This window comes from Paenibacillus sp. JNUCC 34 (assembly GCF_058269055.1).
The window spans coordinates 3,540,775-3,556,251 of sequence record NZ_CM177770.1; the positions used below are offsets into that span (position 1 = coordinate 3,540,775).

The 15,477-nt window shown below is 39.8% G+C and carries 14 protein-coding genes and 1 pseudogene; 5 read left to right on the forward strand and 10 right to left on the reverse strand.

Translation table 11 applies throughout. The features are described from left to right. Positions 1–277: 277 nt before the first annotated feature. The 4 genes from AC2TF5_RS16520 to AC2TF5_RS16535 form a co-directional block, all read right to left on the reverse strand. On the reverse strand, positions 278–1,636 hold the full coding sequence (locus tag AC2TF5_RS16520; protein ID WP_491298187.1) for a glycoside-pentoside-hexuronide (GPH):cation symporter: 1,359 nt from the start codon (positions 1,634–1,636) through the stop codon (positions 278–280). A gap of 113 nt (positions 1,637–1,749) precedes the next feature. After that, the gene (locus AC2TF5_RS16525; protein WP_491298188.1) at positions 1,750–2,853 is read right to left on the reverse strand and encodes a Gfo/Idh/MocA family protein; all 1,104 of its coding nucleotides are present in this window, start codon (positions 2,851–2,853) and stop codon (positions 1,750–1,752) included. Positions 2,854–2,877: 24 nt separating this feature from the next. Then, entirely contained in the window at positions 2,878–3,732 is an 855-nt protein-coding gene (locus tag AC2TF5_RS16530; protein ID WP_491298189.1) for a sugar phosphate isomerase/epimerase family protein, read from the reverse strand. 341 nt (positions 3,733–4,073) lie between these two features. Continuing rightward, the gene (locus AC2TF5_RS16535) at positions 4,074–5,078 is read right to left on the reverse strand and encodes a LacI family DNA-binding transcriptional regulator (RefSeq protein ID WP_491298190.1); all 1,005 of its coding nucleotides are present in this window, start codon (positions 5,076–5,078) and stop codon (positions 4,074–4,076) included. 1,068 nt (positions 5,079–6,146) lie between these two features. Between AC2TF5_RS16535 and AC2TF5_RS16540 the strand changes: the two genes are divergently transcribed. The 3 genes from AC2TF5_RS16540 (at position 6,147) to rplD (ending at position 8,702) form a co-directional block, all read left to right on the forward strand. Then, the gene (locus tag AC2TF5_RS16540) at positions 6,147–7,181 is read left to right on the forward strand and encodes a Cfr family 23S rRNA (adenine(2503)-C(8))-methyltransferase (protein ID WP_491298191.1); all 1,035 of its coding nucleotides are present in this window, start codon (positions 6,147–6,149) and stop codon (positions 7,179–7,181) included. 182 nt (positions 7,182–7,363) lie between these two features. Beyond that, positions 7,364–7,627 carry a CD3324 family protein gene (locus tag AC2TF5_RS16545; RefSeq protein ID WP_491298192.1) on the forward strand — a complete coding sequence of 88 codons (264 nt, stop codon included), beginning with the start codon at positions 7,364–7,366 and terminating at the stop codon, positions 7,625–7,627. 451 nt (positions 7,628–8,078) lie between these two features. Next, positions 8,079–8,702, forward strand: a complete 624-nt coding sequence (rplD, locus tag AC2TF5_RS16550) for a 50S ribosomal protein L4 (RefSeq protein ID WP_491298193.1) — start codon at positions 8,079–8,081, stop codon at positions 8,700–8,702. Between the two features lie 271 nt (positions 8,703–8,973). On the opposite strand, the pseudogene AC2TF5_RS16555 reads toward rplD, so the two are convergent. Continuing rightward, positions 8,974–9,108: pseudogene (locus AC2TF5_RS16555) on the reverse strand (response regulator transcription factor); the annotation flags it as partial. Between the two features lie 71 nt (positions 9,109–9,179). Between AC2TF5_RS16555 and AC2TF5_RS16560 the strand changes: the two are divergent. Both AC2TF5_RS16560 and AC2TF5_RS16565 read left to right on the forward strand, forming a co-directional pair. Then, entirely contained in the window at positions 9,180–9,491 is a 312-nt protein-coding gene (locus AC2TF5_RS16560; RefSeq protein WP_208914365.1) for an ArsR/SmtB family transcription factor, read from the forward strand. Positions 9,492–9,570: 79 nt separating this feature from the next. After that, on the forward strand, positions 9,571–10,746 hold the full coding sequence (locus tag AC2TF5_RS16565) for an MFS transporter (RefSeq protein WP_491298194.1): 1,176 nt from the start codon (positions 9,571–9,573) through the stop codon (positions 10,744–10,746). A 7-nt stretch (positions 10,747–10,753) separates the two neighbouring features. On the opposite strand, the gene AC2TF5_RS16570 is transcribed toward AC2TF5_RS16565, so the two are convergent. The 5 genes from AC2TF5_RS16570 to AC2TF5_RS16590 all read right to left on the reverse strand — a co-directional run bounded on the left by AC2TF5_RS16570 (position 10,754) and on the right by AC2TF5_RS16590 (position 15,470). After that, positions 10,754–11,611, reverse strand: a complete 858-nt coding sequence (locus AC2TF5_RS16570; RefSeq protein ID WP_491298195.1) for a class I SAM-dependent methyltransferase — start codon at positions 11,609–11,611, stop codon at positions 10,754–10,756. Between the two features lie 167 nt (positions 11,612–11,778). Next, on the reverse strand, positions 11,779–12,213 hold the full coding sequence (locus tag AC2TF5_RS16575; protein WP_491302918.1) for an SRPBCC family protein: 435 nt from the start codon (positions 12,211–12,213) through the stop codon (positions 11,779–11,781). 161 nt (positions 12,214–12,374) lie between these two features. Then, on the reverse strand, positions 12,375–12,926 hold the full coding sequence (locus AC2TF5_RS16580; protein ID WP_491298196.1) for a GNAT family N-acetyltransferase: 552 nt from the start codon (positions 12,924–12,926) through the stop codon (positions 12,375–12,377). Positions 12,927–13,288: 362 nt separating this feature from the next. Then, entirely contained in the window at positions 13,289–14,827 is a 1,539-nt protein-coding gene (locus AC2TF5_RS16585; protein ID WP_491298197.1) for a copper amine oxidase N-terminal domain-containing protein, read from the reverse strand. Positions 14,828–15,173: 346 nt separating this feature from the next. Next, positions 15,174–15,470, reverse strand: coding sequence for a YfzA family protein (locus AC2TF5_RS16590; RefSeq protein WP_491298198.1), 297 nt, complete (start codon positions 15,468–15,470; stop codon positions 15,174–15,176). Between the last annotated feature and the right edge of the window lie 7 nt (positions 15,471–15,477).

The following is a 15,477-nucleotide window of genomic DNA, read 5'->3' on the forward strand; positions in this document are numbered from 1 at the left end:
ATATATTTACTCCACCTAGTTGTGAATTATAACACAGGCTTTCTTTCATATTCAAAAAATGTATAAATGGTGTATACGCTATGACTGTACGATAAGAGTCAAATATTGAACAGGGAAGATTCGATCTTTCTTTTTTCTTTCGTTTCCAAAGCCACATCTGAATCCCCTCATTTTCCATTTTCGGATGGATTTTATCGTACCTGAAAAAAGAAAGAACCATCAGGGATCATATCAATCATCCTAACGGTTCTTTAGAATATTACGCATTCACAATATACTAAGCTTGTATCGAAGCTGTGCCGCTTTGACGCTGTATTTCCAGTTCTCCAATCATTTTCTGATTGAACTCTAGGTTATAGAATAGAAGCAGTAGAGCGCATATGAAAAAGCAAATGAACGGTATCCATACGAAGTTGAATTGGATAGCCGCAAGCCCCGAAGCAGCCTGTTCCTGGTTCGGCAAGTAGTTGCCAATAGCAAGCACCCACGCGGCCACTGCTCCGCCGATGCCCATACCGAATTTAACACCGAAGGAACTCGATGCTGTCAACAAGCCTTGAGCTCTGATCCCGGATCTCCATTCACCGTAATCAACAGTATCCGCCAACATCGCGTACATCAGGCCTACTGTAAATCCGATACCGACATTGCCAATCGCTACGGCTCCGATCAGAATCGGAATAGAGCTCATTACTGCCGCCACATACACAAATAGCTGACTCGCTGCGCCGATGGCTATACCAAGCAACGCCGTATTACGCTTGCCGATTCTTTTTGCCAACATCGGCATCAATGCGATGCCAACGAGTAGAATCACATTTAAACCATTAACAAGCGGAACAAGATCTTCGCGGTCAAGATTGTATTTCAAGTAAAATACCGCGGACTGCCCTTTGCTCGTCATGCCTACCCAGAAGAACACGTTCATGAAGAGCAAAATCCACCAAGGCAGGTTGCCCTTTAACGCCTTTACGCCATCTTTGAACGATACAACTTGATTTTTATCGCCCATCTGAACTCGCTCGCGCGTATTTGCAAACGTTATGAAGAAGAGTACGACAGCAATCGATGCGAACAAAACCATCGTCCACAGAAAGCCCTGCTGTTGATTGCCTTTGCCAAAAACCGCTACGAGTGGAAGTACTCCGATGCTGACGACCAAACCACCTAGTTGACCAAAAATCATTCGGACCGAATTGACAACCGTGCGTTCCTGCGAATTACTAGTCATGCTCGTAAGAAGCGATGTTAACGGCAGATTAATCGCCGCATACAAAATACCGAGTACAATATACGTGAAGTAAGCGTATACAAGTTTGCCCGTATTGCCGAAGTCCGGTGTCATGAATGTCAGCACCGCAACGATACCGAATGGGATTGCAAGCCACAGAAAGAATGGCCTTGATTTACCCCACTTCGTATGAGTGCGATCGATAATCACCCCAATGATCGGACTATCAAAAGCATCGATTACCCGCGCCACCAGGAACAAAGTACCGACTGCCGCCACATTCAATCCGTATACATCCGTATAGAAGAACATCAGATACATCGTAATCATCTGAAAGACTAAGTTGGAAGCCGTATCTCCAAGACCATAACTAATTCGTTCTTTCCATGAAACCTGATTATCCATAAGAGATCCCCCTATTAACCCACTACGTGTAACCCCTTACATTTATCCTTACAAGAATCTCTGCCATGAAACCGAACTCGTCCTCCGCTACCACTAGCAGAGGACGAGACTATTTATAATGATGGTAGTATAACTTCTTTACCTGTTCTCGCAGATTCATAAATCGCTTCAAGAATCGTTGTCACCGCGTAGGCCTCTTCAGGCTTCACCAGCGGTTCTTTATCTTCCATAATAGCCTCGATCCATTGTCGGGCTTCGCGATCGCCTTCATCTTCCACGCGAGAGCCATAGTACGGAATCGAAGGGTTCATTTCAGGCTTGATCTCCACAAGTTTTCCAAACATTTCGGCATTTAAATGCAAGTCCGGTTTCCCGCTGACGGGATGACGCCGCATCTCCGCCCCGCCCTTCGTTCCGCAAAGTGTCGTCATCGCTTCGCGAACGTCAAGCGTATTCAGAGCCCATGAAGACTCGAGAAATATCGTTGCACCGTTCTCCATTTTAATAAAACCAACAGCGGAATCTTCTACTTCAAATTCGTCGGGATTCCATTGTCCGAACATGTTCGCCCTGTTCTGATCTTTTAGCTTATGGAACACGGAACCAGATACGGACTTCACTTTATAGTTGTTCATATACCATAGCGTTAGATCGAGAGCGTGTGTTCCGATATCAATTAACGGGCCCCCTCCTTGCTTCTCTTTATCCATGAATACACCCCATGTCGGTACTGCACGACGGCGGACGGCATGTGCCTTGGCCAAATAAATATCGCCCAAGTATCCATCACTGCAAGCTTCTTTCAGCATTAAAGCTTCTTCTCTAAACCGGTTTTGATAACCGATCGTAAGCTTCTTTCCGGTTCTTTTGGCGGCATCGAGCATATTTCGGGCTTCCTGTGAATCAATTGCCATCGGTTTCTCACACATAACATGCTTTCCCGCCTCTAGCGCATCAACTGTAATGGTGGAATGAGAAATATTCGGAGTTAGCACATGAATCGCATCAATCGCTTCATCCTGTAAGAGCTGCTTATAATCCGTATATGTCTTTGCACCAACAGCACCATATTGCTTGGCAGCCGTGTCAGCGCGGTCCTCGATGATGTCGCAAAACGCTGTTATTTCAACTAAATCTGATAATTTGGCCAACGCTGGCAAATGTTTGGCATGGGCGATTCCGCCACAGCCTATAATTCCTATTTTTAATTTGCTCATATTCATCCTCCAACTTTTCACCATCTAAGATTGAAATAGTTTTGAAATATAGTTATAGCTGATTTCAACACTTTCTAACTGGTTCTTGTTCGTCCAATCTTGCTCGATAAACAAATATCTTGCTCCCGGCTTGCTTCTAAACGCTTCCACAATCGCAGGTATGTCCATAATGCCTTGACCGGCTTCTGTGAAATATTCGATCTTATGCAGCTTAATCATCAATTCCATATCGATGAGGGCGTCGTCACCGATAACTTCAAATAAATTCACCGGTATCGCATCAGCAGGCAAGTCTTTCTGATGAATAAGATCGCAGCGATCTCCCAGCTTGTGCAAATATTCAATCGGATCAATTCCGCCTCTTAGTGCCCAATAAGTATCAAATTCGACTTTAAGAAGCTGTTCATCCGTATTTTCCAGAATAATGTCCAGCACATACTGATTATCAAACTTCTGAAACTCTTCAAAATGGTTATGATAATACAACTGAAGACCGTTATCCTTAAACATCTTTCCGGCTGTATTTAATTTAGCGCACAGATCAAGAACTTCTTGCTTATCGCTGAAGAAAGCGATTGCAATGGCAAGTGAAGTAAAGCCGACTTCTTTGGCATAGGCTATAATTTTCTCCGCTTTGTCCTCATCCAAAAATGCCAAGTCGATATGGGCGGATACAGCTTTCAATCCAAGGCGATCCAATTCCTGTTTCAGTTCATCCGCTGTCAGATTGCCAATAGTCGCCCCCATATTGTCTGCGTCATGGAAGAACAATTCCACATTTTCATATCCGATTGAAGCGACTTTTTCCAATGTTCCTTTAAAATCCTTCATTAATTCATCTCGTACCGAATACAACTGCAATCCAAATTCCAAACTCATAAATAGTCCTCCCGAAAAATAGATTCACAAATGTAATAGGACGGCGCTTGAACAGCAATGTAACAGATTACATAAAATAAATTAAACGCCTTAATTAACACTATTTATTAAATGTAACGGATTACATTTGTGTTGGGTTCATCTTACTCCAACCCTTTCAATTCGTCAATTATAAAAAACACCTATCGACGTACCTTCAAGAAGACAGACTCCACTTAGCGGTAGTTTTTCTAACGAGATAAGGATGCACTTTAATCGGTAGTTCATACTTTCTTAACTCAAAAAAAAATCGGCAACAGTAAGAGCGGCGCTCCTCCTGAACCGATATAAGATATTGCTATTTATGATAGAAGTGTTGACTCTCGTTCAATCAACTGATGTTGCAGTATCACATTCTCATACTTCTTTTCTGTATGAACCATATTATGAATCAGTAAATTCATAGCAGTGTAACCGAGATCATATTTCGGCTGATGAACAGTTGTAAGTACAGGTGTAGACATCGTTGCTTCATGGGTGTTGTCGAATCCGATTACACCGATATCGCCCGGTACGGACCACCCTTTCTTTTTAATCGCATTGACACTACCTATAGCAAGACTATCATTCATGCAAAATATAGCAGTCGGAGGAATTGGCAATTGCAGCAGCTCGTTCGTCAGCGCTTCACCCTCATGATGGAAGAAGCCTCCGTATTTGATCCATTCTTCCCGACAAGGTATATGATGTTGTGCAAGCGCTCTGCGATATCCTTGCTCTCTAAGACGTGTGGAGTACAACAGCGTAGAAGCACCGATCATTGCGATACGTTGATGTCCTAATTCAATGAAATGACTTACAGCGTCAAAAGCTGCCTGTTCATCGTCGATGGATACGCAACATGTATAAGATGCATTTTCGAACTCACAGCATTGAACGATGCTATGCTTTTGACCCAGTGCGCTTAGTTCTTCTTTGCTAAGCGTTGTACTAAAGGTAATAACACCGTCAACGAGCCTGTTTTTTAACATTTGAAGCAGTTCTTTTTCCCGCTCCAAATGATTCGAAGTTGGGCACACCAACACATAATAACCCGCTTCATTGGCACGTTCTTCTATACCTTTAACAATTTCGGCGAATATAGGTCTATCCAGGCTAGGGGTTAACACAAGCACCTTCATCGTTTCCGATCTTCTTAAATCCCGCCCCAACAGGTTCGGTTGATAATCAAATTTATGAATAACACTTAATACTTTTTGCCGGGTAGCCTCTTTAACTAAAGGACTTTCGTTCAAAACTCTAGATACAGTGGCTACAGAAACACCAGCCAACTGGGCTACTTCTTGAATCGTCATCGATTTCTGCATGTGTTCCCTTCCTTTTATGCACTTTCAAATATTCAGCTTATTTTCCCGCAAATAAACGCACGTAGTTCACCTGTTTGCTGTAATTGCATAATATCAGAGATTTCAGCCATATTAAAGTGCTGCCAGGCCTGTCGAGTCATTCTTAAAGCATATTACTCCGTGTTACTCTGCTATTCTTAACCTCTCCACGATCGTTTGCCGACGGATATTTCGGTAAGCTAAGTAGGGGACGACTACAAACAACAAGAACAAGATCGGGAAGGTAACAATAAAAGCAGAAAACGATGTGCTCAAGATGAGAGACAACACGATTGTCGCACCTGCGTAATTGTGACAGCAGAGTCCATAGAGAAGCTGCAGGAAGAAATCAATCTCTAGATATGTATCTTCAATAAGTGTCTTCTTCCCGTACAGATTATCTGAGCATCTTTACCAGTGAAGTTTTTGGTGCAAAGTTGAAATTCTAATTTAATTGTGCTAGAATGCAATCAATTAAGCGACGGGAGATGAGGAGAATAATGTAATATTTCTTGCTTATATTACGAAAGATAAAACAAAAGCTGTTTTATTCTTTGTTAAGCAAGAAAGTTACTTATTCTCTTCACTCAAATAAAATAACATACTCTATCCCATTAATTGGTTTAGATTTTAGTATTGTTTATTTGAGCTACAAGAAAGGTAACTTTCTTGTAGCTCTTTATTTTTATGGAGGATATTGTTAATGTCTTTAATCAATGTGACGAGAGCTTGTTCAAAGCGATTTTAAGGAAAGTCGATTTTCCGCGCATACAATTTGAAAAAGATATAATGTAACATTACGCTTATTTTATCTTAGGAGGTTGAAATAAATGTTTGAAGTTGTAAATGTTCATGTGAACCGTTCATTGTCCGTTGGCACGGCTCACGATCAAACTAAACGGATGCCGGAGCATTTTCCATCTATTGATAGATGCACGTAGCGACTCTAGCAACAAACTTCGTGAATTTTATCTAGTTGGTTAATGCACATGTCAAAGCACCAACAAAGAGTGCTAATGACATTCTCTCCGGCTCAAGAGGAGAAAAAGCATGAAATCAACTTCGAAATACGAAATGATTCAACATATATTGACAGATTTGAAACAACCCGCATATCGGTTCCAACAAATTGCGGACGCGATCTTCAAGCAAAGAATTGGTGAATATGACAGAATGACCATAATACCCAAGGGTATAAGAAACGAATTAATTAAGAACCTTGGCGAACACATTTTGAACTTAACCCCTGTCATGCAAAAGACATCCAAACAAGTGAACAAAGTGCTTTTTGCCATTGAGGGCGGTGAACGTGTAGAAGCAGTTCAACTACGCTATGAACGTGGCTGGAAATCATACTGTATTTCCAGTCAGTGCGGATGCGGATATGGTTGTAGTTTCTGTGCTACAGGCACAATCGGACTGAAACGAAATCTAACTGCTGATGAAATTACTGATCAATTGTTATACTTTCATTTAAATGGTCAACCCTTGGATAGTGTCTCGTTTATGGGCATGGGGGAGGCGCTAGCCAATCCTTATATCTTCGACACGCTTAAGATTTTAACAGATCCACGAACCTTTGGCCTGGGGCATCGAAGAATTACAGTTTCCACCATCGGAATTTTGCCAGGAATCGATCGTCTGACAAAGGAATTTCCACAGGTTAACCTTACCTTTTCACTGCACTCTCCGTTCGACGAACAGCGAACCGAGCTAATGCCTATTAACAATCGATTTCCGCTTAATGATGTGTTGAACAAGTTGGATCAGCATATTCGTGATTCAGGTAGAAAAGTGTATATTGCATATATTTTACTTCGAGGAGAAAACGATTCAAATGAGCATGCGGAAGCCATTGCTGCTTTATTAAAGGACAGAGGTCCTTGGGAACATTTATATCACGTCAATTTGATTCCCTACAATTCAACCGACGTAACGCCTGAATGCTTCCATCAATCGGACAAAGATCGGGTTCAAAGGTTTGTCAGTATCTTAAAGTCAGAGGGAATCAAAGTCACTGTGCGAACTCAATTCGGAACGGACATTGATGCAGCATGCGGTCAACTATACGGACACAACAAGTAAAATATAAAAATTCAGACCAAATAGGAGAATGAATATGTCTCATAAGAACTTTACAGTAACCCATGTTCAATTCCATGCAAAGACAGATATTTGGTGATATTTGCATGGAATAACATCATCACCAATCATGCTGGCTTTGCTACTTGAGATATAATTAATATCTATTCAAGGAGTGAGTCTACATGAGATATAACAACGCTAATGAAATTCTCCCAAAAGAATTGGTTGAAAAATTGCAAGATTTTGTACAAGGTGAATACATCTACATTCCCGCAATAAAAGATCATCATAAAAATTGGGGAGAATTATCCGGCTTTCGGGAAGAGATTGATAAGCGAAATAGTGAAATAATAAAAGCCTATACTTCTGGTACTTCGATTCAAGAACTTGCAGAATCTTATTGCCTTTCTGTTTATGCAATAAGAAAAATAATTTATTACAAATAAAAACGCAGTCTCGATAACTTTACGGGGCTGCCCCCGCAGCATTAATCAAAATCAAACACCTTCAAAAAATGTCTCTATCGTAGAATCAGGGAGACAAATTTGAAGGTGTTTTTTGCATTGGCAGCAAGCAGCACAAAAATAACGAGCAATAGATTAGCGCCCTGTTTTGTTTTTATGGTTATACCAAATAATACAGAACCATTTTGTATATAGTTAAAGTGATTTCTATCAGTTACCCTTATAACTATGAGTTCTTCTAAATGTAGCAGGTAAACGGAGGTTTAAATAATGGATGTTATTGTAGATATAATACACGATTTAATTCAACAATTTCTCTTATACAATGAAGTTTTACTTTAAATATAGGGTCCCAATTAAAAAATGTAATACGCTCCGAAATCGATGATATTTTTATAATATCGTGAAAGTTTTGAAAATGGAGGAAAGAATAATGTTGAATGTCACTATTTTTAATATGGAAGGTAATAGTGTTGGTGATATGGAACTTGATGAGTCCGTTTTCGGTATTATTCCCAATGAATCTGTTATGCATGATGCAGTTGTGAATTATCTGGCAAATAAACGCAGTGGAACACAATCTGCATTAACACGTGGTGAAGTTAGAGGTGGTGGCAGAAAACCGTATAAGCAGAATAAAATCGATAAATCTAGAGCCGGTTCGATTCGTATGCCACATTGGCGTGGCGGAGGAGTTGTCTTTGCTCCTAAACCTCGCGACTACAGCTATAAACTTAATAAAAAGGTTAAGCGGCTTGCTATGAAATCTGCATTATCTAGCAAAGTACAGAACAAAGAATTCATTGTCGTTGACGAAATCAAGTTAGAAAATTACAGGACAAAGTCTATAGTAGCGATGCTTAAAGCTCTTAGTGTAGATAAAAAGGCATTAATTGTTACACCTTCGATAGATAATTTTGTTTTTAAAAGTGCCAATAACATACCTGGTGTAGAAACCGCCGTAGTTGACTCTCTTAATGTATACAATATTCTGAATTGTGATAAATTAATAATCGCTAAAGAAGCTGTCACTATAATTACAGAAATACACTCCTAATGAAAGAAAATACTAGGAATATTATTAAATTAGTATATGCCTTCCATACAGGGAAATTTACAATTGTTACTTTGTTAAAAATTAGGCCAAGAGTTCTTTTTAAGAACTCTTGGCCTAACACAGCTGAGTTGAATCTGAATTTCTTTCGCTTCTACCTGTTGTTTCACTTCTTCACATACCGAAACGAGCAGATCTGCAATAGACTCTTTTTTCGGTGTGACCGAGATGATCCCCGCTTCCAAGCGAGAAGTTTTCACTAACGCATGAATTAACTTTGGCGAAGTATCGCAGATACTCGTGCACGTAGAATCATTAAGCTGAAAGGTTTGGTGATATAGTCATCGGCACCCAGTTCAAACCCCGTTACAACATCCACTTCCAAATCGTTCGCCGTTAAGAAGATGACGCTATAAATAGATTCAACAGCGCAGCACATTTTATATTTACAAATCTATAAAAGTAGATATAATAATTTGTATGGAACCTTTATTGATTTATAAAGCTTTGTCTAACGAGACTCGTAGTCAAATTATGCAATGGTTAAAGAATCCAGAGGAATTCTTTGATGAAAAGCCTTATTTACAACAAGGCCTCAATTTCCGAATTGGTGTATGCGTAGGAGATATTCAGGCTAAAGCGGGACTTGCACAGTCTGTTATTTCGAGTTATTTGTTAACTATGCAAAAAGCTGGTTTGTTGGAATCTGAGCGAATTGGGAAGTGGACGTACTATCGTCGGAACGAAAAGACAATACAGGAATTTTCCGAGTACATCCAAAAGAAACTATAAACGGAAGGGAGGTCTTTTTTTTCGTATCACATATCTACATTTCTATATATTTAAGTATTAATGGAGGCTTGCATTTACAATGAAAAAGGTTAACTCTTTGCTCATCATTATTCTAGCTTTAGGCGTATTCGGCATTATCACAACAGAGATGGGGATAATAGGTGTTCTCCCCCAGGTCACTCAAAAATTTAATATAACAACTTCACAAGCCGGATGGCTCGTAAGTATATTTTCTTTAGTGGTTGCCATTTCAGGTCCATTCCTGACATTACTCGTTTCCGGTATTAATCGTAAAGTCATTCTATTAACCGCTGTGCTTATTTTTGCAATTTCAAATATTGTTTATGCCTATACTACCATGTTCGATGTGATGCTGATTTTCCGTATTATCCCTGCAATTTTTCATCCCGTCTTTTTTTCAGTTGCTCTTGTGACCGCAGCCACACTTGTTCCTCCGGAAAAGAGCAGTAAAGCGGTCACAAAGGTTTTCGCCGGAATAACGGTCGGGTTTGCTTTTGGCGTGCCTTTAACTTCTTATCTCGCGGACAAAATTTCGTTAGAAGTCGCTTTCCTGTTTGGAGCTGTTGTAAGTATAATTGCCTTTGTAGGTATCCTAGTTTGGCTTCCTTCGATGCCTGTTAAGGAAAAAATGTCTTATGGCAAGCAGCTTGGTATATTACGCAAACCTCAATTATGGTTAAATATCGTAACAGTTATTTTTATCTTTGCAGCTATGTTTTCTGTATACAGCTACTTTGCAGAATATCTTGGACAAGTAACACATATGAACGGCTCATGGATTAGCATCATGTTGATGGTCTTTGGTATAATCATGATTTTTGGGAATTTTTTATTTGGAAGCCTTTTGCATAAAAACATGACAAAGACCGTCATCATGTTTCCTCTGTTATATGCGGTAATTTACTTATTCGCTTATTATCTGGGATCATATCTCATTCCGATGGTAGTTATCGTATTCATTTGGGGAGCAGTGCATTCCGGCGGACTTATTATCAGTCAAGCATGGTTAACAACCGAGACGAAAGAAGCTCCCGAATTCGGCAACAGCTTGTTTGTCTCATTTTCCAATCTTGGAATTACTGTAGGGGCATCTATCGGTGGCTGGTCTATTTCTCACTTGGGGATACATCAACTTATTTGGAGTGGAATTTTGTTTGCACTGCTTGCTTTCTTATTGATCTTAATAAAAATCAAAATGTGCAAATCGAACGCAGCAGCAGTAAATGTAAGTTAGGTTAAATTTATTTTATTCGTTTTACTTCGGTAGAATGTTCTCTAGTTTCTACGACAAATGATTTGTTCGATAATATTAACAATTCTTCTATAAAAGAAAGACTCGGTGTATAAATAAAGCTTCCACCGATCTTTAATGAATGTAATATTTCCATGTATTTCGTAGCGTAGATTTCGAACTCCCCATCAGTCTTTAAATGATGATGAGTAAAATGATTTGAAAAAGCCATGTGGGAAATTACAGTTCCCCAAGTGTTTGATGTAAAAGTACACTCTGTCCAATTCGTCTTATATAAGTAATTCATTATATTTACATTCCTATCCACTCCAAATGCTTCAATTCCATTCTCTCTAAAAAAATGAACTAAGCTGGCTTGTGGTCCGCAACCTACATCTAAAATCGGCTGTTTAATTGTTTCTAAATTGATATTTAATAATTTCATTTGAAATTCAGGACTATATTCTGCGCATTTTATCTCGAATAAATCAGGATTTTCTCTATACTTTTTAAATATTTTAGTACCATTTGATTCTAATAAGAAAATCTGCAAATTTTTATAATGTGAAGTAAACAAAGAAGAAATTTCTCTTTCAGAATTTTCTTCTTTATTACCTACAAGACAAACCTGGTCAAATAAACCTCTATAAATTTTTTGAAGCTTACGATAATCTTTACGGGAAAAATCTAAATACTGATTAACTTCCATAAATAGTTTTACTGTTTTGTCACAAATATACTTTATCAGTTGCTGATATGTACCATCTAAATATGAAAATTGTATAAAATTTGCGATGTCTTTGGCCCTTTGTTTAAATAAATCCGTAGTCTCTTTGGAAGGGTTTAATACTAATCGACCAGTGGGCAACTCATAAAAAAGACTCTTATTTTGATTATGAAGTAGTTGTTTTTCAATTGCATCTTGAAAGTTTGATAAGTGAACATTTCTCCTCCTCCTATGCAACAAACACTATATTATTGTAATCAATAATACAGACCCTAAACTAATTAAAAAAGAGCCAACAGGCTCTAGGATTATTTAACTAATCCTACTCTCAACTTATTAACACCAAACTCCAAATAAGCCTTTAAACAGGTCAACATATAAACCCAGCCTTCTTTATTATCGATCAATTGACTGATGAGATCATCATCATTTTCATTAAAACCTTCTTCGTTAACTTCAATCATTGTACTCGATTTTTCCAATTCTTTAAGTGTTATCGTAACAATATGACCTTCCCCATTTGCCCCCCACTTGAATACGATTTTCTTATTAATATCCACTTCCAATACCTTTATATCCAATTGAGCATCGTATTCATCATATCTCAATGTAACCGTCTTTCCATGCTCCCACCTATCAGAACTGTGCGAAAACCAGAAATTCCTAATTTTCGTAGGATCTACGAAGGCTTCGAATACTTCTTTCGCTGGCTTTAATATGTTCATCTTCGTAAGGTTATTCATCACAATATCAGCTCTCTTTCCATGAGTACAAAATAGTTATAGTTGTTCCATGATGTTTAATACGTATTATCTCCAAAAATATAGTATTAAATGTTTGTATGATGAAGCATATGCATTCAAGCGAATCTTCCGGTGTACAATCGTATTTCATGCCCTCTTCCTTACAGAGGTTTATACTCTTCAATCAGAATGCTGTACTGAAGCTCGTCATCCCAGCTACCATTTTTGTATCTTACCTTCCGGAAACGGCCCTCTTTTGCCATGCCGGCTTTGATCATGACTTTCTCCGAGTTCAGGTTGTTTGCATTGCATCTTGCGAAAACCCTATGTAAATTCATTTCCTCAAAACAAATCTTAAGCAATTTATTTACGATTTCCGTCGCATACCCCTGCCCCCAAAAGTCCGGCAGCAAAAAATAACCGATCTCCCCATTACCGCCATCCCGATTCCGTTTCACCATTTCCACATCAGCAAAACCGATAAATTGCTCGCTAGAAGATAAAAAAACACCAAATTCATAAGAAGGGCGACCCTCAGATGTATGGTTATTCTGGAGAATTCGATTAAAATAGGGCAGCAGTTCCTCCTCTTTGCCGACCTTATCCATATAGGCGTATTTCATGATTTGTTCATTCGAAAAAATAGAATAAAACAATTGGAAATCTTCTTCTTTATATTCCCTAAATATCAAACGTTCGCTTTGAAACTCCACCGCGTATCCCTCCAAAGGCTGACTAGACTAGTAACGAAAAATCTCGTTCAACTTCATATTTCTGGTCGGTTATCAACCGTAAAGCTCAATCCCAGCTTATTACATAAGCCGAATCGATTCAATATTGGATTCCATAGGTACCTCTTCTGATGCAAACTCGGATTCGGCTGACTGCCATAATAAAAGTGCTTAATCATGCAAAAAAAGACGGTTTTTCAACCGTCTTCGATTCTTTCGGAACATTTTGCTCTCTTAAGCATGGATAGCTCAAACTTCGTTTCTGACTTCCCATTACCACATTAGATGAACTAAACAGATATGATCTATTGCTCATGGGAAATCGTTCTTGGATGTTTGATCCTTTAGTCTCTCTTCATCGTTAAAATCTTCTCTTTCGCATCCCATTCCCCTTGCGCTCCAAGCGCTTTGGTTATGAAACGCATCGGTACATATGCATAGCCCTCAAAATTTTGCACCGGCTCAGCAAGCACTTCTGCTTCGCCGTTGATCGAAGCGTGCTTAGAACCCATTTTCAGGACGATTTTGGCGCCTGTCAGGTCTTCCGTGAGGGTGATTTTCTTAGTGGCATTGTCCCAGGACAGCTTCGCATCAAGCTGATCCGCAACATATTTTAGCGGTACCATCAGCGTATTGTTGACGATCACAGGCTTGTACCCTGCACCATACAGGTCGGTCGGGTCTTCCCCGGTATGCATAATAATTGATTTGCGGGTAATTTCTATGTCATCCTTCACAAATTGGTACAGGTCAGACTTGCTGTCCATATGACGCAGCACATCACCTGGCGTACCTTCGCCAGTAACAACATTCCAGAAGCCTTTGGAGCTGTCCACCGCATGGATCGTCACAGGCTCATTCACTTTCCATGTTTCCGACTCGGAATGTACCTTAACCTGCTTCACAGGGATTTCTTCATTTGCTGGAAGCTGTATGGTCAGATCCATGTTTTGCTTACGGATATTCAGCTTGCTGTCGAGTAGGAAGTTGAGCGAAAGCACGGTGTCTTTGCCCAAAATGGTGCGAAGCTCAGGTGCTGCCTCAAACAGCCCGTTTACGTTTTTGTCGAACTCAGGCAGCAGCTCGTTCACCACGACCATCAGTTCTTCCACAGTCGCATTGATATTCTTTTCTCTCTCTGCAGCGGTTGGCTGAACGGCATCTTCTTGCGGAACTCCGGCATAGGCTGCAATGAGCGGATAATAAGTGTCGTACAAACTACTAATAAGTTCCTTCAGACCTTCCTCATCCTTGGATAAGCTTATCAGGAAACCTTTGGCAAGGCCGGCCAGTTCATCCCCGCGAATCTCGATATGCAGCTTTTGCAGAGACAACGACTCTCCGTTGACTTTATCGGTTACAGGCGTGACCGAAATATTAGACGGATTCGGCGTATGCTTCAGCATGAAGCCCAGCACGTTTTTGTACATTTGAATCAAGCTTTCGTTGTTCATTTGCTGAACTGCAAGAGCAGCATTCAATTCTTCCATATCAAGCGGTACGGAAATCGGCTGCGTCATCCCTTCAACGGACAGATTCAGCGCCTTCTTGTCCATTGCCAGATGGAAAGGAAGCTTCTTGCCTTGAATCTGAACCGCCCCTTCCAACGATACATGATTCATGTCCTGCATAATGGCTTGGTCGATCGTGACGGATAAGGAATTGAAAAGATCGATTAACTTCTTGTCTTCTGCACTCAGCTTGCCATCTGCCGGAACTAGCTGCAGGGACAATGTCTGCTTAGATATCGATGATTTGACATCCAGCGTGCTCAGAGCCGCTTTGCTGACATCCACGCCACCAACGGCTTGGCACCCTGCAAGCACCACCAGAAGCAAGGACAGCATGGCGGCAAGTCCCCATTTGAAACGATTCATCATCATATGTTCCTCCTTATGTACCCAAAATTTCTTGCAATGGAAAGCACTCGGAAATATCCGATTGAATATAGTATGCCAGTACCTGGCAGCACATGTAAATATTATTTTTTCATAACACCCGAGTTAATAAGGGTAATCATGTGCCCCCCCTCTTTTAATATAGAATCTTCTCCATCCAATTGATCATTACATTATGGTTAAGGTGAATGGCACTCTCACCTCTTAATTCGTACTCGGTCATGTTCCTGCTTTTTTCCCATGAATCTTCAATAATATATGCTAGTTATGTGATACAAAAAAAGACTGCCTCTTTATAAGCGCAGTCCTTTCATTTATAGTATTAGTTGATTCATTTTTTAGAAAAGATGTCTTTAATTGCACCAATTAGTGCAGATGGGAGTAATGTAACCGCAAAAAATCCCGTAAATACATTAAATTCCGGTGTATTATATGGAGTGAACCATTCTGTAAAAAGCGTCGAATGAACAATTTTACCAATTAATGTTCCGGGTTTGAATTCTCTGTATGGTGACCACGAATACATATCACAGACGATAAAGAATAATTGCATAAGAAGCAATCCGGCAAGAGTCAACATCCAACCTTTTATTCGAACAGGACGACCTTTTTTGTGTGTCTCTATCATTTGACTG